This window comes from Marinobacterium aestuarii (assembly GCF_001651805.1).
GTDB classification, from domain to species: domain Bacteria; phylum Pseudomonadota; class Gammaproteobacteria; order Pseudomonadales; family Balneatricaceae; genus Marinobacterium_A; species Marinobacterium_A aestuarii.
The window spans coordinates 4,446,100-4,465,467 of the sequence record NZ_CP015839.1; the positions used below are offsets into that span (position 1 = coordinate 4,446,100).

Annotated in this window: 15 protein-coding genes and 1 pseudogene; 3 read left to right on the forward strand and 13 right to left on the reverse strand. The window is 59.9% G+C overall.

Going from position 1 to position 19,368, the window contains the following annotated elements:
• Positions 1–189 precede the first annotated feature (189 nt).
• The 4 genes from folM to A8C75_RS19485 all read right to left on the reverse strand — a co-directional run bounded on the left by folM (position 190) and on the right by A8C75_RS19485 (position 3,023).
• Positions 190–897: a dihydromonapterin reductase gene (folM, locus tag A8C75_RS19470; RefSeq protein ID WP_067386036.1), complete on the reverse strand. Its 708-nt coding sequence runs from the start codon at positions 895–897 to the stop codon at positions 190–192.
• A gap of 147 nt (positions 898–1,044) precedes the next feature.
• Positions 1,045–2,178 (reverse strand): CYTH domain-containing protein, encoded by a 1,134-nt coding sequence (locus tag A8C75_RS19475; RefSeq protein ID WP_067386037.1) that lies wholly within the window; start codon positions 2,176–2,178, stop codon positions 1,045–1,047.
• A gap of 235 nt (positions 2,179–2,413) precedes the next feature.
• The gene (folX, locus tag A8C75_RS19480) at positions 2,414–2,785 is read right to left on the reverse strand and encodes a dihydroneopterin triphosphate 2'-epimerase (protein ID WP_067386038.1); all 372 of its coding nucleotides are present in this window, start codon (positions 2,783–2,785) and stop codon (positions 2,414–2,416) included.
• A 1-nt stretch (position 2,786) separates the two neighbouring features.
• Entirely contained in the window at positions 2,787–3,023 is a 237-nt protein-coding gene (locus A8C75_RS19485) for a tunnelling fold family protein (protein ID WP_067386039.1), read from the reverse strand.
• 291 nt (positions 3,024–3,314) lie between these two features.
• On the opposite strand from A8C75_RS19485, the pseudogene A8C75_RS24295 reads away from it, so the two are divergent.
• Both A8C75_RS24295 and A8C75_RS19490 read left to right on the forward strand, forming a co-directional pair.
• Positions 3,315–3,440: pseudogene (locus tag A8C75_RS24295) on the forward strand (double zinc ribbon domain-containing protein); the annotation flags it as partial.
• A gap of 132 nt (positions 3,441–3,572) precedes the next feature.
• Entirely contained in the window at positions 3,573–6,722 is a 3,150-nt protein-coding gene (locus A8C75_RS19490; RefSeq protein ID WP_067386040.1) for an adenylate/guanylate cyclase domain-containing protein, read from the forward strand.
• 224 nt (positions 6,723–6,946) lie between these two features.
• Here the strand turns inward: A8C75_RS19490 and A8C75_RS19495 are convergent, their stop codons facing one another.
• From A8C75_RS19495 to A8C75_RS19525, 7 genes are all read right to left on the reverse strand, one after another.
• Entirely contained in the window at positions 6,947–7,996 is a 1,050-nt protein-coding gene (locus A8C75_RS19495; protein ID WP_067386041.1) for a tartrate dehydrogenase, read from the reverse strand.
• A gap of 151 nt (positions 7,997–8,147) precedes the next feature.
• Positions 8,148–9,668, reverse strand: a complete 1,521-nt coding sequence (locus A8C75_RS19500; protein ID WP_067386042.1) for a tripartite tricarboxylate transporter permease — start codon at positions 9,666–9,668, stop codon at positions 8,148–8,150.
• 20 nt (positions 9,669–9,688) lie between these two features.
• Positions 9,689–10,165 (reverse strand): tripartite tricarboxylate transporter TctB family protein, encoded by a 477-nt coding sequence (locus A8C75_RS19505; protein WP_067386043.1) that lies wholly within the window; start codon positions 10,163–10,165, stop codon positions 9,689–9,691.
• A gap of 60 nt (positions 10,166–10,225) precedes the next feature.
• Positions 10,226–11,173 (reverse strand): tripartite tricarboxylate transporter substrate binding protein, encoded by a 948-nt coding sequence (locus A8C75_RS19510; RefSeq protein WP_067386044.1) that lies wholly within the window; start codon positions 11,171–11,173, stop codon positions 10,226–10,228.
• 139 nt (positions 11,174–11,312) lie between these two features.
• Entirely contained in the window at positions 11,313–12,137 is an 825-nt protein-coding gene (gene hpaI / locus A8C75_RS19515; protein ID WP_067386045.1) for a 4-hydroxy-2-oxoheptanedioate aldolase, read from the reverse strand.
• A gap of 33 nt (positions 12,138–12,170) precedes the next feature.
• The gene (locus tag A8C75_RS19520) at positions 12,171–13,646 is read right to left on the reverse strand and encodes an NAD-dependent succinate-semialdehyde dehydrogenase (protein ID WP_067386046.1); all 1,476 of its coding nucleotides are present in this window, start codon (positions 13,644–13,646) and stop codon (positions 12,171–12,173) included.
• Positions 13,647–13,725: 79 nt separating this feature from the next.
• A complete protein-coding gene (locus tag A8C75_RS19525) occupies positions 13,726–15,261 on the reverse strand; it encodes a UxaA family hydrolase (RefSeq protein WP_067386047.1) in 1,536 nt (511 codons plus the stop codon).
• 139 nt (positions 15,262–15,400) lie between these two features.
• Between A8C75_RS19525 and A8C75_RS19530 the strand changes: the two genes are divergently transcribed.
• Positions 15,401–16,333 (forward strand): LysR substrate-binding domain-containing protein, encoded by a 933-nt coding sequence (locus A8C75_RS19530; RefSeq protein WP_067386048.1) that lies wholly within the window; start codon positions 15,401–15,403, stop codon positions 16,331–16,333.
• Between the two features lie 304 nt (positions 16,334–16,637).
• Here the strand turns inward: A8C75_RS19530 and codB are convergent, their stop codons facing one another.
• Entirely contained in the window at positions 16,638–17,939 is a 1,302-nt protein-coding gene (gene codB / locus A8C75_RS19535; RefSeq protein ID WP_067386049.1) for a cytosine permease, read from the reverse strand.
• A 135-nt stretch (positions 17,940–18,074) separates the two neighbouring features.
• Positions 18,075–19,355, reverse strand: a complete 1,281-nt coding sequence (locus A8C75_RS19540; RefSeq protein ID WP_067386050.1) for an amidohydrolase family protein — start codon at positions 19,353–19,355, stop codon at positions 18,075–18,077.
• Positions 19,356–19,368: the final 13 nt, after the last annotated feature.

Genomic DNA, 19,368 nt, shown 5'->3' on the forward strand with positions numbered 1-19,368 from the left:
TCGCTCTCCAGGCCCAGCCACAACGGCGGCCAGTGTCAGTTTGGGATTACACAAGCTGCTAGATGGGGAATAACCGCAAGCTGGATGCAATCCAGCTGAACATCATGCACGGGGCTGGAGACTTCTGCGGGCAGATCACTGCAGGTTTGAGCCGGAATAGTCGCTAAAAAGTGGCCGCGGGCGGCAACCTCAGGACCTTCGCAGATCGCGGCCGCCGTTCAGCTCCATACAGGTACCGGTGGCGTAGGTGCTGTTCATCAGGTAACGCACAGCCTCGTACACCACCTCAGGCCCGGGCTCAATTCCCATTGCCGACTTGGCGAGGGTTTTGGTTCGGTACGCCTGCGGGTCATCCTCGTTGAACATGATCATCGACGGTGCGATGGTGTTGACCTTGATATGGGGCGACAGCTTCGCGGCGAAGGACTGCGCCAGGCTTTCGAGCCCGGCCTTGGTCGCACAATAGGCCAGGTGCTTGGCACTGCCCCGCTGCGCGACATAATCCGAGATATGAATAATATCCGCTGGCATCCCGCTATCGAACAGATCGGCGCACTGCTGGTTGATCATGTAGGGCGCCTGCATGTGGACCATGAACATTTTCTGAAAGGCGTCGTCTGCGCTGCGGTCATTGAGCCAGAGCGAGGCATTGTGGATGATGGCCCGCAGGTGAACCTTCCGCTCCCGCAGAGTATCGATCAGCCCCTGGATGCCCTCAAGCGTGGAAAAATCCGCCTGCAGCACCTCTATGCCAGCAAGCGACCCGGTTTTCCATTCCGGCCTCAGGTGAGTGCAAGTGATGATGACCCTATAACCATCGGCCACCAGTCGCCGCGCACAGTGCAGGCCTATGCGCTGCCCACCGCCGGTTATCAGTACTCTAGGTTCGTCGATCATCGTAACTCCCAATTAAGCTCCCGGGCAGAGTATGCCCCAGAACACGCCATAATAGATGCAGCAGCAGGTTGAGAATGGCCCGGCGTGCTGAAAGCACAGACGCCACGGCAACCCAACTCGGCTGCCGTTGCATTCGGAATACAGCGCCTAGATCCCCGCTGTGCGGCGCAGCCACTGCTGCAGCAGGTGTTGCGAGTCCGCTATGTTGGCACCGGCCGCCGGCTCGGAATCCCGCAGCCAACCCCCAAACGTCAGGCTTCCCTGACCGTTAGCAACAGACGTACGTCCCGCTTTCCAGTCTTCCCGGTGCAGCCAGGCCGCGAGATTCAGGAACAGCTGTCCCCATTGCGGATCCGCCACCCGGGCATCAAACAGGGCCGGATCGTCACCGGACTGCAGGGCATCCGTGAGCCTCACCAGTGGTGGCAGCAGCCCTTCCACCGAGTGCCGGCTGATTATTCGATCGAACAACAGGAAAAAGGCCCGCAGTTGCAGAAGCTGGACGCTGAGGTCCCGCAGCAGAGCCGGATCCCGGGCAAAGCGATATTGCTCAGCGAGGCGCTGTATGTAACCCAGAAGATACCAGCCCGCGTCGGCCATCACGCAGTCGACGCGCGTTATCGGTGTCCAGTCAGGCAAGGCCGGCTTCAATTCATAACTGGCGGCATCAAACAGCCGGTAGCCACGTTCCGACTTGCTGATGTCGCAGGGCATCAACGGCAGTTCAGCCGCCAGATCACAAGCCAGTTCAAGCAGAGCCTCGACTGGACCCTGGCGAATCTCGAGTTCGACCTCGCAGATCACCTCTTCACGGCTGCCCGCCACGACCTTTCCCTGATCCAGCGCGACCTCCACCTCCACCGGTTGCCCGCGGTAGTCCCAGAGCAGCCGTGCGCGACTGCGACTGAAGTCTGTAGTAAAAACGGGCAACAGCCTGGTTTTGTCCAGATCATTCAGCTGCGCAGGCCAGCACGCGGCATCCAGCACACTCAGGTCAAGTTGTGGGGCATCGTAGTACCAATCCCATTCGGTGCGGACCGAAAGGCCCGCGACACTCTGGCCTCGGGTCTTCAGCGTCTGAATGCACTGGTCGCCATCGCGACGCATGCGCAGTGCCACCCTCGCGTCATTTAGCCGGCGGTCGACACTGTCGTAATACTGGTTGTAAATCACCCCGCCCGTCCAGTCGCCGCACAACCGCGCGATGATCAGGGGGTGACGCCGCAGATCGTTCATCGTCTGTTCGCTGACACGCAGCTTGATTTCAGTTTCATCGTACATCTGGGTCTCTCCGAATGGGCATTTCCCATGAAGCCGGACCGCACGCCGCTTTGGTACACAGCGATACGAAACGTCCTTGGGCCCCGAAAACCTCAACGGCAGTGCGCAGGGGCGCTGGCGCACTACCGGATAACGCAGCTCAATGCTGGCAATTTCGGTGCGTTCAGCGCCAGCTTGTGCCCTTAGGTGAGAGCCGGGACTGTTTTTGCGTTCATGGGAACTGCAGTGGCCAGTGTTAGCGCGCGGCTGACAGCGTGATGGAAACTGAGTCCGAAAAGCGCAGTGCATGCGGCTTATCCGCCTCAACTTCGACGTAGCAGGCTTTCGGCTCGCGCATCACCAGTTGCAGCACTTCGTTGACCAGGCTCTCGAGCAACAAAAAGCGTCCCTCCTCGACATGCCGGATAACAGCCTTGGTGATGGTACGATAATTCAGCGCATGGTCGATATCATCGTGCTGCAGAGCACCGTCGACCCGGTAGTGAATACGGATATTGAGGATCAGATCCTGCTGTTTTCGCAGCTCCTCATCGTTGATTCCAATGAAGGTACGCAGTCTCAGATTCTTTATATTTATCCGGGCAAGCCCGGGTTCCAGCCTGTTCATCTTATTTTTTTCCTATCAGTTGCAGGAATTCAGCGCGCATCCCCGAGAACTCGCGGAAGACGCCGAGCCTCACCGAGGCACTAGCACCGAATTCTGTTACTCCACTCCACGCATCATTACTGCATATGTGCTGCGCCTCGACCGCTGACGCCTTGCCTGCAATACCGGTCTCCTGCAGGATATAATCTGCTATCCGCAGCCTCAGGTTCTCCTGCATCGGCAACTGGCGCGCACGCATGCAGACAACGCACCCTTAACTGTCTGCGCAAGCGATTTGCTCTACCCGTAGCCCAGATACAACATCACCTTGACGCTCTTCTGGGCGCATCACACAGACCTTCGGGCTCGAGATTCTCACATAGTCTGAAGAGATTGTCCTGATAATAGGGTTGTTCGCCCTGGAATCACTACCTGACATATAGGTGCTGAATGCCCGATCTGCGACCCATCGCGCCGGCAGGCAGTCGCGTTACCTGCGAACTATCCTTCTATGTATTAGATACGAATTTGCAGCCTGTGAGCAAAGTCCATGCAATGTGACGACTGTGGCTTTGAGTGCCCGGACGAATCCAGATTCTGCGGCCACTGTGGTTCCCGCCTGAAAAGCCGTTGTCGATCCTGCGGCCATGAAAACGACATTGGGACGGGATCTTGTCAGCAGTGTGGCCAGGCCCTGGGCATTAATGGCCATGGGGACACAGCTCCGATTAAAACGCTATCCGCCCCCCCTGGATCACCCGTAAAGCCAGCGGACGACTCTGCGCCCTCGCTCAGGGTGGCAGGAGAATTGCGCGGCGAACGCAAGATTATTACTGCACTTTTTGCCGATATCGTGGGGTCCACCGCCCTGATCCAGGGGCTCGACCCCGAAGATGTCCAACATCTGATTGAGCCTGTGCTGGAACTGATGGTGGAGGCCGTCCAGCACTACGAAGGTTATGTGGCAAACACCCTGGGCGATGGCATTCTGGCAATGTTCGGCGCGCCGGTGGCACATGAGGATCACCCCCAGCGTGCGCTGTACGCGGCATTACGCATGCAGACGCGGATTCAGCAAAGGCCCCCCCGTCAGTCGGCGCAGAGTAAGCCGCTGCAGATCAGGGTGGGGATACACACAGGCGAGGTACTGATCCGGGCTGTCACGGCTGCGGACCTGCATGTGGACTACAGCCCGGTCGGACAGGCAATTCATTTGGCGTCTCGACTGGAGGGGGTGGCATCCCCAGGTGCGGTGGTCGTTAGCCAGGATACTTTTAGGGTGGCCACCGGGTATTTCGAATTCAGTGAGCTCGGACTTGTTACCGTCAAGGGGCTGGCGTCACCCGTTTTAGCCTATCAGCTACAGAGTGAGGGGCTTATGCGAACACGCCTGCAAGTCGCTGCGCTCAGGGGGTTGCAGCGGTTTATCGGGCGCAAGGCCGAGGTGAAGCTGCTATTGAGCTCCTTTGAGCAGTCGTGTGGTGGCTTGGGGCAGGTCGTCAGGATTGTCGGCGAACCGGGAGTAGGCAAATCAAGGGTATTCCTCGAAGCCAAGAATGCATTCCGGGGGCGGTGCCGAATACTGGAAGCGGCGGCTTTGTCACACAGGCGTTCCTTCGCCTGTCTGCCGTTGATCGAACTGCTGCAGGATTATTTCAAGCTCGATGATGGCGACGGCGATGCGGTTCGCCGAGGTAAAATCGACGCCGCCTTTGACGCTCAAGGCTCGGAGGTGGCGGCAGAAAAATCATATATCCTTTTTATGCTCGGACTGGCAGCCTCCGGCTCCCCGCTGGAGCAAATGGAATCCACTCTGCGCCGCGAGCGCACTTTCGATGCCATCCGGCGATTACTGATCAGGGAAAGCCGCGCACAGCCCCTGGTTGTCATCATCGAAGACCTGCAGTGGCTCGATTCGGAGACCGAAGGTTTTATCGATTTCCTGATCGATAGCATCACCGGCGAGCCGATACTGCTGCTGCTGAGTCATCGTCCGGAGTACCGACACACCTGGGATAACTTCATCAACTGCAGGGAAATACGTCTCACGCCTTTCGGCGTGGAGGAGACCGGTCAACTCTTATCGGCGCTGCTGGGCGATGATGCGTCGCTCGACGAACTCAAGGCCCGAATCCGAGCCTTGACCGAGGGGAATCCATTTTTCATGCAAGAGGTGGTGCAGGCACTGGTTGAACAGCAGAAAATCCAGGGGCCTGCAGGCAGGCGTCGACCGGTCGGGCGCCCTGCCGAGCTGAATATTCCTGGGACTGTGCAAGGGGTGCTAAGTGCCCGTATCGACCGACTGCCAAATCCCGAAAAAGACCTGCTTCAAATACTCGCGGTCATCGGCAGGACTTTTCCCTGGAGTCTGCTGCAACAGATCGTGGATCTGCCCCCAGAGACGCTTCGCAACCTCCTGACCCGCCTTGAGGGCGCCGAATTTCTCTATCAGCGCCCAGCTTTTCCCGAAGTGGTTTACGGTTTCACCCATGCACTGACACAGGAAGTGTCATACCAGTCGGTGCCCCGCGAGCGACGCCGGGAACTCCACGAATGTACCGCCCGGGCTATCGAAACCCTGCATGCTGGCCATCTCGATGAACAATGCAGTGCTTTGGCACATCATTACAGTTTAGGCGCTCATGCCTCCAAGGCACTGTATTACCTGCAACGTGCCGGGCTGCAGGCGGTGCGTCGATCCTCGCACGATGAAGCTATCAAACACTTTACCGAGGCCCTGGCCTGGCTTGAGCGTCTGCCGCCGGGCGTTGACCGGACCTTTCTGGAGCTGCAACTGCGGCTATCCCTGGGACCCGTGTGGATGGCCCGCAGGGGATATGCATCCGATGAGGTGGACAAGACCTATTCTCGTGCACTGGAGCTCTGCGCCCAGGCCGGGGACGATTCACTGCGCTTTACCGCGCTGTCGGGGCTGGTGACCTTCTATGTCGCCAAAGGGGAACTCGCCACGGCGCGAAGGCTGGCGGAACAACTGTTAAGTCTCGCCGACCGGGCGCGGAATGAGGTACTAAAACTCGAGGCCCTGGGGATCTTGGGAGCGGTACTGTTCAAACAGGGCGAGCTGCAGATTGCGCTGGCGCGGCTTGAGCAGGGATTGACGATCTACGAGGCAAAAAAACATGCCAGACTGGCGTTTGTCTATGGCCTTGACTCGGGTGTGCTTTGCCTGTCTTTTTCAGCGCTTATCCTGGCGATGTCTGGGCAGACAACACAGGCACTTGAGCGCAGCGATGCAGCGCTCTCGCTGAGCCGCGAACTGTCTCATCCCGTCTCTCTCGCCTTTGCACTGGAATATGCCGCTGAGCTTTACCAGATATACCGAGATACCGCTAGGGTACGGACCTGTGCCGAGGCCGCCATCGAAGTGTCGCAGGAGCACGGCCTTGTCTACCGCCAGGCCTTCGGAACCGTGCTGCTTGGCTGGGCGCTGGCCGTCAGCAGCCAGCCTGCTGAAGGTATAGACAAGATTCGCAGCGGGTTGGCCGCGTACCGCGGGACAGGGGCCGAGTTGGTGTTACCGCACTTATTGGGGCAGCTGGCCGAAGCCCTTGGTATGGCGGGCGACATCGATCAGGCGCTAGCCGCCATTGAAGAGGCCAAAGGATTTGCGGACAAAAATGGGGAGCGCGTTTACCTGTCCGACATTCTCCGGCTCGAGGCTGAATTGCTGATCCGATCGGCAGGCACTGAAGCATCAAGCGACGAATGTCACGTTCGAGCTGAGACCGGTCTGCAGCAAGCCACTTCCATCGCCCGGGATCAGGGCAATTGGTTGTTCGAATTGCGTGCTTTACTGTCGCTGCATCAGTTAATGACCGGGCAAGGACGCGGCAAGGAAGCCCGGCAACTGCTGCTGGGGTTCAACCAAAATCTGCTAGGCAATCTTGACATGGAAGAGCTGAAAACGCTCAGGCGATTGACGCTACAACCCACCTGATCCGCTGTTATTAACCCGTATATGGTCTCCTCCTGTATGCCCGGCAATAGGGTGACTTAACCAGGTCACAGACCCTCTCACCTATCTCCGATGCCGGTGCAGCCGCGCCCGCGAGGGGCGTTATACGCGATAACTTGCCCCCTGCAGCAACGTCGGACAACACGCATCCATGCAAAAAAAACGGTGCCATTTATGGCACCGTTTTATCTTTCCACAAAACCCTGTCAGAGCGCGTTCTGCACCGCCTGGGCGAGCTCCGCTGTGCTGAGGCTTCCCCCCATGTCCGGGGTCCCGGCACCGGCGCCGGTCACCGTCTCGATAGCGGTCATCAGCGCCGCAGCACCGGCGCTTTCACCCATATGCTGCAGCATCAGGGCACCGGCCCAGAGGGTCGCCAGCGGGTTGGCCAGCCCCTTGCCCATGATATCGGGCGCCGAGCCATGCACCGGTTCGAACATGCCAGGACCGCCACTGACCGGATTGATATTGGCCGAGGCGGCAAAGCCGAGCCCACCCTGGATTGCGGCACCTATGTCGCTGAGGATGTCACCAAACAGGTTGGAGGCAACCACTACATCCAGGGTCTCTGGATGGGTGATCATGCGCGCCGCTATGGCATCGACATGGTAACGGGTCACCTCTACGTCCGGGTAATCGGCGGCAACGCGGTCAGTCATTTCGTCCCAGAACACCATGCTGTGACGCTGGGCGTTGGACTTGGTGACCGAGGCCAGCTTGCCGCTGCGAAGGCGGGCCTGTTCGAAGCCGTAGCGCAGTACACGCTCGACACCTGCGCGGGTAAAGATGGAGGTTTCCACCGCCACTTCCAGGTCACCACCACGATGCACCCGGCCCCCGGCGCCACTGTACTCGCCTTCGGTGTTTTCACGGATGCACAGGATATCGAAGGTCTTTTCCGTGCGCAGCGGCCCCGTGACGCCCGCCAGCAACCGGTGCGGACGCTCGTTGACCGACAGATCCAGACCCTGACGGATCGCCAGCAGCAGTTCGCGCAGCGAAATGTGATCCGGCACGGTCGCAGGCAACCCCACGGCGCCCAGGTAGATGGCATCGAAAGCCCGCAGCTGTTCGACGCCGTTCGCCGGCATCATCACACCCTGCTCCAGGTAATAATCGCAGGACCAGGGAAGCCAGTCACCCTCAAGACCAAAGCCCTGTTTGTCGGCGACAGCCTGCAGTACGGGCCAGGCAGCTTGCAACACTTCGGTGCCGATGCCATCACCTGGCAGCAGCGCAACGCGGTAGTTTTTCATGAATTTTCCAAAGTAATTTTAAAGGTAATACTTAGCTTACGCAGGCCTTTTGAGTAAGGTAACTCAACAAAACTTATCAGGTGGATAACGATCTATTATGCAGCACTGCCGGTCGAAGCCGCCCGACCGCTGCCCATCAGAGTGAAGCCATTTAATGCGAGTTTTTAACTTGCGCCGCCTGCGCACGACGCTCCCGCCCCTGGCGATACTGACGATAGATCGGTAAGCCAATGGAGATCAGCGACAGCAGAATAAAGCCCAGACTGATCGGCCGGCTGAAGAACACGGTCCAGTCGCCATCGTGCATCGTCATGCCGCGGCGGAAGTTGGACTCCACCATGTAACCGAGAATCATGCCCAGCACCACCGGGGCACAGCTGAAGCCATAGCGGTTAAGGAAATAGCCGAAGACGCCGAAGAACAACAGTACCCAGGCCGACCCCAGGGTGCCGCTAATGCCGTAGGAACCGAGAATGCACATCACCAGAATGAACGGCAGCAGGTAGGAACGCGGCACCTGCAGCACCCGCACGAACAGCTTGATGCCGATCGACTGGAAACAGAACATGAAGATATTGGCGATCAGGAACGCGATGATGATGCCGTAGGCGATATTGGCCTGGCTTTCAAACAGCATCGGGCCAGGCTGCAGTCCATGAATCAGGAGCCCGCCCATCAGAATCGCTGCTGAAGCATCGCCGGGAATGCCCAGCGTCATCATCGGAATCAGGGCGCCGCCGGTCATGCCGTTGTTGGCCGACTCGCAGGAAATGATGCCTTCGTTATGACCGCTGCCAAACTTCTCCGGCGTTTTCGAGATCCGTTTCGCCTGATCATAGGCCAGGAAGGAAGCGATGCTGCCGCCGGCACCCGGAATGGCACCGACCAGGGCCCCAATCAGCGAACTGCTGGACCAGATTTTCCAGTGTCTGAAGGTCTCGCGAAAGCGTGGATAGGCGTTGCTGACCCGTACCCGCGCCTCAACATTGTTGCTCGGATTGACCGAAGTGGCATCGCTGATGATCTGCGACAACGCGAACAGACCTATGAGTGCCGGCATGAACTCGACACCGCCAATCAGATCCGGAACGCCCGCCGTGAGGCGCACCACGCCGGTGAGGGAATCTATACCGATCAGCGATATCAGCACACCGATCAGGCCTGCAATTATCCCCTTGATGATGGATTTGTCGGACACCGAGGCGATGATCGTCAGGCCGAACAGACCCAGCGCAAAATACTCGATGGCACTGAATTTGAGCGCCACTTCGGCGATCACCGGCGACATAAAGGCAAAGATGACGACACTGATAAGCCCGCCGATCAGCGACGAGACTATACACAGGCCCAGGGCCCGTCCGGGTTCGCCGTTGCGCGCCATCGGAAAGGCATCGAGGGTCGTCGCCACCGACGATGGCGTGCCGGGGATATTCAGCAGCGCCGCAGGAATGGAACCGCCGGAAATGGCGCCACAGTAAACCCCGAGCAGCATACCCATGCCGGTAACCGGATCCATGCCAAAGGTCAGCGGCAGCAGCAGCGCGATACCCATGGTCGCGGTCAGACCCGGCAGGGCACCGAACACCAGACCGAGGATGGTGCCGAAGGCAATCGCCAGGAAAATATTGATGTTGAAAAACAAACTGGAGGCATCTGCGAAGTTGGCAAGCATGTTCAAATCCCCTACTCAGCTCAGGGCAGCGACAGTTCGAAAAGAACTGAAAACACTAAATAAATAAAGCCGGTGGCCGCCCCCGAGAAGACTGCCGAGGCCAGCAGCGACCGCAGCGTAGGCCGGGCGCGCTTGACGAACCTGTCTACGATCTGGCGGAACGCGAACAGGAAACACAGCGTGCTGGCGACAAAGCCGGCCACGGACAGCAACAGCAGATACAACAGTATCGACAGCAGCGTTACCCCAAGCGCAACGGCTTCATGGCGACTTAGCCCCACCAGAGCCCCTGAGTCCCGCTGAAAAAAGGTTTCCATGACCAATAGGTAACCGACCAGCAGCATAATGATCAGGCTAATCCAGAATGGCATAAAGCCGGCACCGGGATCCCCCGCTACGCCCATTGCCGAAGGAATCGCGTGGGCCATGCTCAGGAAAAATCCGCCACTGACAATCAGCAGCACATAGAAAATTTGTCGTTCATTGATCCGCAACATGGCGTTACCTGTATCCGGGATGGTGACGCCGGCCCCGCCACTGCGGAACCGGCGCAGTGCTTACTGCTTGAGCTTTTTGGCCGTTGCAATAAAGGATTCGGCCAGGCCGGTCATGCGCAGATCCAGCGCCTCGCCCGGCGCCATGAAGTCGACCTGTGCGCCCTGGGCGGCGATCGTTTGACGGAACGCCGGATCCTGGGTCGCTACCTCAATCGCCTTGGCCCAGGCCGCGCGGACTTCATCATCGACTCCGGCCGGCGCAGCGATGCCACGCCAGTTGGTCAGGGCAAAGTTATGCCCCAGTTCCTTCAGGGTCGGCACATCAGGATACTCTTCCAGACGCTGGTCACCCAGGCTGACAAGGGGACGCAGCTTGCCGGACTTGAGGCCCGAGGACAAATCACCCAGATTCAGCATCAGCGCGTCTATATGCCCGCCCATCGCCGCCAGCACCGCCTTGGAGGAGCCATCGTGGGGAATCTGCTTGGCCTGGTAACCGGCGACGTCCGCCAGCAGCTCACTGGCGACATGGGTTGAGCCGCCGAAGCCGGAGAAGCCGAAGGTCACCTTGGACGGATGCGCCTGCATGTCTTCCACCAGTTCGCCCCAGGTCTGCCAGGGGCCATCGGCACGCACCGCCACCAGATAGTCTTCGGTCAGAACGTTGCCCAGATAGGAGAAGTCGGTGTGCTTGTAGGTCGCGTTACCCATGCCTTCGGTGGCGAAGATAACGTTGTTTGGAATAGTCACGGTGTAGCCGTCGGGCTTGGCGTTGGCCACCTTGGTAAAGCCGAGAATGCCCCCGCCACCCGGCAGGTTGGAGACCACTATGGTCTGGCCGAGGGATTTTTCCAGCGCCGGCTGCAGCGCACGTGCCAGTACATCAGTGCCACCGCCGGCACCATAGGGGATCACCATAGTGATGGCCTTGGTAGGGTACTCGGCGAAAGCGATGCCGGCGCTCAGCAGGCCGGCAAGGATGACGGAGCTCTTGGTCAGTTTATTCATGATGCTTCCTTATAGTTATCGGTGCTTGCATGGGGTTAATTGAAGCAGCTATCAGGTTCCCGGGGGTCCCTGATCGGCACTTTGAGTTGTGGTTGCACCGTCCTGGCGCCTTGCACGGGACTGGCGTCCCTCGAAACTATCAATAGGGCCCGTTCACTGGCGCCGGCGCTGCCGCCTGCAGGTCGAACTCCGCGGCACGCCGTCGCACCGCCTGCATCAGCAGACTGACGTCCAGCCCCACCGCAACAAAGGTCGCGCCCAGCGCCAGAAAACGCCGCGCCTGCTCAACGTCGCCGGTCAGGGTACCGGCAGCCTTGCCGCTGGCGACAATGGTCGCGATCGCCCGCTCGATGGCTGCCTGTACCTCGGGATGCCCCGGGTTGCCCAGGTGCCCCATTGAGGCGGCGAGATCCGCCGGGCCGATAAAGACGCCATCGACACCGTCCACCGCGCAGATCGCTTCAAGGTTTTCCAGCGCCCGGACAGTTTCAGCCTGTACCAGCAGACAGACCTCGTCAGCGGCGTGCAGCACATAGTCCGCCCGGCCGTTCCAGCGTGACGCCCGCGCCACGGCGGCACCGACACCACGAATGCCCAGGGGCGGATAACGTGTCGCCGCCACTGTCGCCGCTGCCTGTTCCGGCGTGTCCACCATCGGCACCAGCAGGGTCTGGACGCCTATATCCAGCAACTGCTTGATCAACGCAGGATCCCCCTGCACCGCACGCACCACCGGATGGCCCCCGTAGGGTGCGACCGCCTGCAGCTGCGCCAGAGTACTGCGGACATCGTTGGGCGCATGTTCGCCGTCGATCAGCAGCCACTGAAAGCCCGCCGTGGCACACATTTCGGCGCTGTAGGCGCTGCCCATCGACAGCCAGAAACCCACCTGCGGCCGACCGTCTGCCAGCGCCTGTTTAAAGGGGTTGCCCGGTTGCAGGCCCGTGACCTGGGAATGCGGCATGATGCCTCCTGGGGGAAAAGTGTGATTCTTGACTCAGCGCAGGTTGCCCTGGCAGAGGTACTTGATGTGCATGTAGTCATCCAGGCCATATTTCGAGCCTTCACGGCCGTAGCCCGACTCCTTGACGCCGCCAAAGGGCGCCGCCTCGGATGCCACGGCACCCTCATTGATACCGACAATACCGGTTTCCAGAGCATCGGCGACTCGCCAGATGCGGCTGACATTCTCGGAATAGAAATACCCTGCCAGCCCGAACGGCGTGTCGTTAGCCTGGCGTATCACGTCCTCTTCGCTCCTGAAGCGGAACAGCGGCGCCACCGGGCCAAAGGTCTCCTCATGACAGAGCAGCGCATCCTGTCCTGCGTCGGCGAGAACCGTCGGGGCTACATAATTGGGCCCCAATTCCGGGTGCACCCGTTGCCCCCCCGTCAAGACACGGCCACCGCGTGCGACGGCATCATCTATATGGTGCAGAATTTTCTCCACCGCACGGGCATTGATCATGGGCCCGATCTGGGCTTTCGGGTCAGTCGCAGGGCCCACCTGCAGCGCCGCAACACGGGCGACCAGTTTGTCGGCAAAGCTATCGAACACCTTGTCCTGCACGTAGATCCGGTTAGGACAGACGCAGGTCTGGCCGCCGTTGCGAAATTTTGACACCATCAGTCCGTCGACGGCCGCGTCCAGATCAGCATCGTCAAAGACGATAAAGGGCGCGTTTCCGCCCAGTTCCAGCGACAGTTTTTTCAGCGTATCAGCCGAGGCCCGCGCCAGATGCTTGCCCACCGGGGTTGAGCCGGTGAAACTTATTTTGCGCACCCTCGCGTCCGCCAGCCAGACATCGACCAGGGCCGGCGTCTGTTCACGTGAAGCGCACACAATGTTGATGACTCCCGCCGGTACGCCGGCCTCTTCCGCCAGGCGGATCAGCGCCAGCGAGGTCAGCGGGGTATCCTCCGCAGGCTTGGCAACCAGGGTGCAGCCCGCCGCCAGCGCCGGCGCAATCTTGCGCGCTATCATCGCCGCCGGAAAATTCCACGGGGTTATCACCGCCACGACACCGACCGGCTCGCGCACTGTCATCATGCGCCGGCCCGGAACTGCCGGTGCGATCAGGTCGCCCTCGATTCGGCTGGCTTCCTCGGCAAACCACTCCACATAACTGGCGGCATAAAGCACCTCACCCTGACCTTCTGCCAGCGGCTTGCCCTGCTCCAGCGATACCAGCCGCCCCAGGTCCTCCTGATTCGCCAGGATGAGCGCATGCCAGCGTTTAAGCAGCTGTCCGCGTGCTTTTGCCGGCGTCGCGCGCCAGCCAGCAAAAGCCGCCTGCGCCGCCTCGATCGCCGCCTCGGCATCCCTGGCACCACTGTCCGGCACGGCGGTAATCCGGCTCAGATCCGCCGGGTTGCACACCTCGAAAGTGGCACCATCGTGGGCGTCCAACCAGCGGCCGGAAACATAATTCTGCGAGCGGATCAGGTCACCGCGACTCGGATTCAGGTTCATACAGCTATTTCCTTGTTATTCAATCGGCGCCGTCGAGCGGGTCTTGCCCCAGGCCGCAGCCTGGGACCCAAAATAAGCCTTAACTGACAATGCCGACGTGCCAGGGAACGAATTCATGATCGCCCAGACCGAGCAGCTCGCTACAGGTCCGATCGCCCGAGGCCACCCGCAAGATAAGCTCGAAAATTTCCTGCCCCATCGCGTCTATGTCCAGGGTACCGTCGATCACCTGGCCACAATTGATGTCCATGTCCCGCGTCAGGCGCTGATACATGGGGGTATTGGACGCCAGCTTGATGGTCGGCGCCGGCTTGGAACCAAACATGGAACCGCGACCGGTGGTGAAGCAGATCAGGTTGGCGCCGCTGGCGATCTGGCCGGTTACCGCCACCGGGTCATAGCCCGGCGAATCCATAAACACAAAGCCCGCGGTCTCGATCGGTTCGGCGTATTCGTAGACTGCCTGTAGCGGTGTAGTTCCACCCTTCATCGCTGAACCTAGGGATTTTTCGACGATGTTTGCCAGGCCTCCGGCCTGATTACCAGGGCCCACAACGCCGTTGAACTGGCCATTCTGGCCCCGGGTGTATTCCTCCCACCAGGCCAGGCGATCGAGCAGCTTTTGCCCCACTTCGCGACTGACGGCTCGGCGCGTCAGCATGAACTCGACGCCGTGTATCTCGGGTGTTTCCGACAGGATAGCGGTGCCGCCGTGGCGCACCAGGATATCCATAGCCGCGCCCAGAGCCGGGTTGGCCGAGATACCGGAGAAGCCGTCGGAGCCGCCACATTCGAGCCCTATCTTCAGGTGACTGGCACTGACCGGCGTGCGCTCAATGCGATTGGCCGTCGCCAGCATCGACTCGACCGCCGCTATGCCTGCCTCGATCGTTTCACGGGTACCGCCGGTATCCTGCATCACCAGGGTGCGCACCTCGCTGCCAACCTCAAGCCCCTGGGACGCGACCAGATCAGCGACCTGATTGCGCTCACAGCCAAGGCCCACGATCAGTACAGCCGCCAGGTTCGGGTGACGCGCATAGCCTGCCAGAGTCCTGCGCAGCACGTCGAAGTGATAACTCGGCGACGACATGCCGCAACCACTGGTCTGCGCGAAGGCCACAACACCGTCGACGTTGGGGTAATCGGCCAGGCGTTCGGGCGTGAAATGGGCGGAAATATGATTGATCACGGTCGCAGAACAGTTGACCGACGCCAGGATGCCGATGAAGTTACGGGTGGCGACACGGCCATCTGGCCGCACTATGCCCATAAAGGTGGCCCGTTCCGCGTGCGGTACATAGTCAACGGGCTTTACATCCTGGCTGAACGCCGGATCCTGTTTGTAGTCGACCTGCACCAGGTTGTGGGTATGCACATGCTCGCCGGCGTCTATATCCCGCGCCGCGACGCCAATCACCGTATCGTACTTTTTCACCGGCTCGCCTGCGGCAATTCGCTGCGCGGCAACCTTGTGACCGGCCGGCACCTGGGCACCTACCCGCAATGCCAGCTCAGGCAACGCCTGACCCAGAGCAAGCTGGTCACGGGCGATCAGAACATTGTCGTTGGCGTGCAGCCGGATCAGGGGCGACACGGTGGAGGAATTTTGCATGCTGGGCCTCTGACCTGAAATTCTTTTATCGTTCTGGGAACTGAAATCTGGGGTCAGTATGCGCCGGGGCCACATAAGGATAAAATGAAACTATCGACTGTATTCATAACCATTTAGTAATGTAGAGCCAGGAAGCACCATGAGTGATATAGACCGGGTCCTCAGATCCAACCTCAAGCTGCGCCACCTGCAACTGCTGGTCGCACTTGATGAATTCCGCCATATCGGCCGCGTGGCCGAATCCCTGGCGCTGACTCAGCCTGCGGTTTCCAAGATGCTGGCCGAAATTGAGCGCATGTTCGGCCTTGCACTCTTTTCCCGCTCGACGCGGGGCACCGAGCCCACCGCCTACGGCGAAACCGTGATCCGCTTCGCCCGCTCCGTCCAGGCCGATTTCGACCGCACCCGTGACGAGATCAACGCAGTCGCCAGTGGCGCAGCCGGCCGGGTCAGCATCGGGGCCATGGTCGTTGCGACACCGGTGTGGCTGGCCCAAGCCATTAGCCTGCTCAAGGCGCGCTCGTCCCAAACGACAGCCTTGATAGAGGAAGGCGACCTCAAGCGGTTACTGCCGCGCCTGCGGATGGGCGAGCTGGACCTGCTGGTCGGCCGACTGGAACCCGGCTACGCTGCACCCGACCTCGACACCGAAGCCGTCTATGACGAGCCCATGTGTGTCGTTACCTGCGCCGATCATCCGATTGCGCACAAAGCCAGTGTCGACTGGCATGACCTCGCCAGCCTGCCCTGGGTTGTGCCGCCACCCTGGGCATCCTCGCGCATCAAGCTCAACCAGATGTTCTACAAGCATGGGCTCAATCCGCCGGTCGACCTGATCGAGTCGGCCTCCTTTCTGACCATCCTGACCTTTGTGCGTCAACGGCCGGCCATCGGCTATCTGGCGCAGGACGTCGCGCGGCATTTCGAAGCCCAGGGCTTGCTGAAGGTACTGGCGCTGGAAATTCCAGTCGAGTTACCGCCGGTGGGAATCATCACCATGCGAGGTCGCATCAGAACCCCGACCTGTACGCAGCTGATCGAATGCCTGAGACTGGCGGCGGCGCAGCGCTGAGTATCGCCTCGAAGGGCTAAAGGGCTGCGGCATTTGCGTAATGACTTATTAACGAACGAACAGTGCCTGGCGACATCCGCCAATGGCAGCAACGCCATTGCGATGGTCGCAGCTGCGGAACCCGGGAGGGCATGGGAAGACAGGATTGGGTAATTCAGCGCTCCAGAGCGGTTTCAGTGCCGGAATGTTGCTGTGTACGTCACCCCGGTCTCCCGACAACACCCGAAGCCAGGGGGAAAACGGGGCACAGCAGGCGCGAGCTATGCGCCCACACCGGCCCCCTTCTGTTGTTTAGGAATCTTATCTACGGATAACTGCGGCTCAGAGCAGCGCCTTCTTTACGGTAGATCAGCTTGTAAAACAGCACATAGGCGAGCATGGCGGTAATAATCGCATTCAGCGGGGCAATGCTGAAAAGACCATCCGCCGGCGAGATCACAGACACACAGATGGCCGTGGCCCAGGCGGCCATCGCGGCCCAGTTGATATGCTTGAAGGCGTGTGTTGCCGGGTCCGGGTACTGGGTTTTGCAGCGCAGGTAGAAGTCGCTAATGATGATGCCGCCAATCGGTGGCAGGGACACACTCAGGAACACCAGCCAGCTGACGAAATTGTTGTACAGGAAGTCCGCCAGAATGGTGCCCACGGCGCCGGCCGCCAGCACCAGATGCACCCGTTTCAGGCCGGTGATATTGGTCAGCCCCAGGCCCGCGGCGTAAAGCGCGTTGTCATTGGTGGTCCAGATATTCAGCACCAGCAATGCGATGCCGGCGCCCAGCAGGCCCTGCTGCGCCAGCACTTCGGCGATATCGGACATGCCCGTAGCCGTGGCCCCCACGGCGCCAAAGATAAACATCAGGCTGTTACCGAAGGTGAAGCCGATAATGGTCGCGATCACGCCGACGCGCCGCGTTCTGGCATAGCGCACAAAGTCCGGCGTCAGGGTTGCGCCACTGATAAAGGAGCCGACTGCCAGCGCAATACCCACCGCCATGCTCATGTTCTCCACCGGATTCAGATTCATCAGCGTATCGAGCCCCCCTTCGGTATCCGAAATCGCCGTGGCAACGGAGGTAAAGCCGAGAATCAGGATGGCGGGCACGGCAATGGCGCTGAGCCATTCGATCGCCTTGAACCCCACCACAACGGTGTAGGTCATCACTATGCCGCCGCCGACGATCAGCGGCAGGTTGGGAATATCCATAAACTTGTTGATGGGATAGGCGAACATCGCTACACCGACGCCAAACCAGCCGATCTGGGTAATCGCCAGCATCATGGAGGGCAGCTTGGAGCCGAAAGTGCCAAAAGCGTACCTGGAAAGAATATGGGTAGAGAGATTGGTTTTCGCTGCTGCATATCCCAGCAGCGCACCATAGCCCCCCAGTATCAGGTTGCCGGCCAGGATGACGATAATCAGATCCGGCCAGAGTTTAAAGCCCTGCCCCAGGGTTCCGCCGGTCCACATGCTGGCGGCGAAAAAGGTAAAGCCCAGCATCACCGCCGACATGGACAGCAGGCCGCGACGGGCGTTTTCGGGGACCGGGGTTAATGCATAGTCATCATGTTCAGCAGCATAGTTTTTATTTTCGTGCTGTTCAGACATTGGAATGTCTCCTGTTGGGATAATGGGCGCCATCGGTGACTACCGAGGGCACCTCGGGTGTGATAATTGCTCGTCTTTAAATAAAGTTCGCTGATAGAAACTGTTAATTACTCAATAACTGCAGAGCGCCGGCGGCTAAAACAGGCCTCTCGAAAAACTGACCTCAGCCGGCCCCTCATTCAGTATCACCTGGGTGCGGGTCGGCTGCGTTTTGGCGATAACCTCGCCACGGCGGATCACAAACAACCGCGCGGGCCTCAGCTGCAGCGCCTCGACCACACTGCTGGCCTGCAGAATCACCATATCGGCGGGCTTGCCCACCTCCAGGCCGTAATCATCCAGCCCCAGCACCCGGGCGCCGTGGGTGGTCACAGCCCCATAGGCCTGCTGCATCTGCTTCAAGCCCGTCATCTGGGCCACGTGGGCGCCCATATGGGCCACATCCAGCATGTCGTGGGTGCCGTAGCTGTACCAGGGATCCATCACGCAATCGTGGCCGAAGGCGACGTTAATCCCCGCCGCCAGCATTTCCGGCACCCGGGTCATGCCACGGCGTTTGGGATAAGTGTCATGACGCCCCTGCAGGGTAATATTGATCAGCGGGTTGGCAACCGCGTGCACACCGGCTTCGCGTATCAGCGGCAACAGCTTGCTGACGTAGTAGTTATCCATAGAGTGCATCGAGGTTAGATGGGAGCCGCAGACCCGCCCGTTCAGCCCCAGACGCTGGGTTTCTGCGGCCAGCACTTCGATGTGTCGCGACAGCGGATCGTCCGATTCATCACAGTGCATATCGACCCGCAACCCGCGGCGCTCGGCGATCTCGCACAGCGCCCGGATGGAGGCCGAGCCGTCTGCCATGGTGCGCTCAAAATGGGGAATGCCGCCCACCACATCGACGCCCTTGTCCAGCGCCCGCAGCAGGTTTTCATGGGAGCGCGGGTAACGGTAGTAACCATCCTGGGGGAAGGCCACCAGCTGCAGGTCGATGTAGGGTTTCATCTGCTGGCGCACTTCCAGCAGGGCCTCCACCGCCAGCAGGCGATCGTCGCAGATATCCACATGGCTGCGAATGGCCAGAGTGCCGCGGGCGATGGACCAGCGGCACATCTCCAGCGCCCGCGCCTTGATGGCCTCCACGGTGAGATCCGGCTTGAGTTCGCCCCAGATGGCGATGCCCTCAAGCAGGGTGCCGCTGGCGTTCAGCCGCGGCTGACCCAGGCTCAGGGCCGAATCCATATGAAAGTGGCTGTCCACGAAGGGCGGCGATGCCAGCTGACCCTGGCCATCAATCTCGATGCTGGCCGACGCCTGGATGGCAGGCGCCATCTCGACAATACGCTTGTCCTTGATGGCAATATCAATGCCCTTGCGACCATCGGGCAAGTTCAGATTACGCACGAGCATATCCAGCATGCTTGAATCCTCA

Bases quoted from the DNA above. Each gene is read 5' to 3' on its own strand.
- folM (WP_067386036.1), bottom strand. From the start codon at position 897: ATGATCGACGAACCTAGAGTACTGATAACCGGCGGTGGGCAGCGCATA.
- A8C75_RS19530 (WP_067386048.1), top strand. From the start codon at position 15,401: ATGAGTGATATAGACCGGGTCCTCAGATCCAACCTCAAGCTGCGCCAC.
- A8C75_RS19495 (WP_067386041.1), bottom strand. From the start codon at position 7,996: ATGAAAAACTACCGCGTTGCGCTGCTGCCAGGTGATGGCATCGGCACC.
- A8C75_RS19500 (WP_067386042.1), bottom strand. From the start codon at position 9,668: ATGCTTGCCAACTTCGCAGATGCCTCCAGTTTGTTTTTCAACATCAAT.
- A8C75_RS19525 (WP_067386047.1), bottom strand. From the start codon at position 15,261: ATGCAAAATTCCTCCACCGTGTCGCCCCTGATCCGGCTGCACGCCAAC.
- A8C75_RS19505 (WP_067386043.1), bottom strand. From the start codon at position 10,165: ATGTTGCGGATCAATGAACGACAAATTTTCTATGTGCTGCTGATTGTC.
- A8C75_RS19520 (WP_067386046.1), bottom strand. From the start codon at position 13,646: ATGAACCTGAATCCGAGTCGCGGTGACCTGATCCGCTCGCAGAATTAT.
- folX (WP_067386038.1), bottom strand. From the start codon at position 2,785: ATGAACAGGCTGGAACCCGGGCTTGCCCGGATAAATATAAAGAATCTG.
- codB (WP_067386049.1), bottom strand. From the start codon at position 17,939: ATGTCTGAACAGCACGAAAATAAAAACTATGCTGCTGAACATGATGAC.
- hpaI (WP_067386045.1), bottom strand. From the start codon at position 12,137: ATGCCGCATTCCCAGGTCACGGGCCTGCAACCGGGCAACCCCTTTAAA.
- A8C75_RS19510 (WP_067386044.1), bottom strand. From the start codon at position 11,173: ATGAATAAACTGACCAAGAGCTCCGTCATCCTTGCCGGCCTGCTGAGC.
- A8C75_RS19485 (WP_067386039.1), bottom strand. From the start codon at position 3,023: ATGCGTGCGCGCCAGTTGCCGATGCAGGAGAACCTGAGGCTGCGGATA.
- A8C75_RS19475 (WP_067386037.1), bottom strand. From the start codon at position 2,178: ATGTACGATGAAACTGAAATCAAGCTGCGTGTCAGCGAACAGACGATG.
- A8C75_RS19540 (WP_067386050.1), bottom strand. From the start codon at position 19,355: ATGCTGGATATGCTCGTGCGTAATCTGAACTTGCCCGATGGTCGCAAG.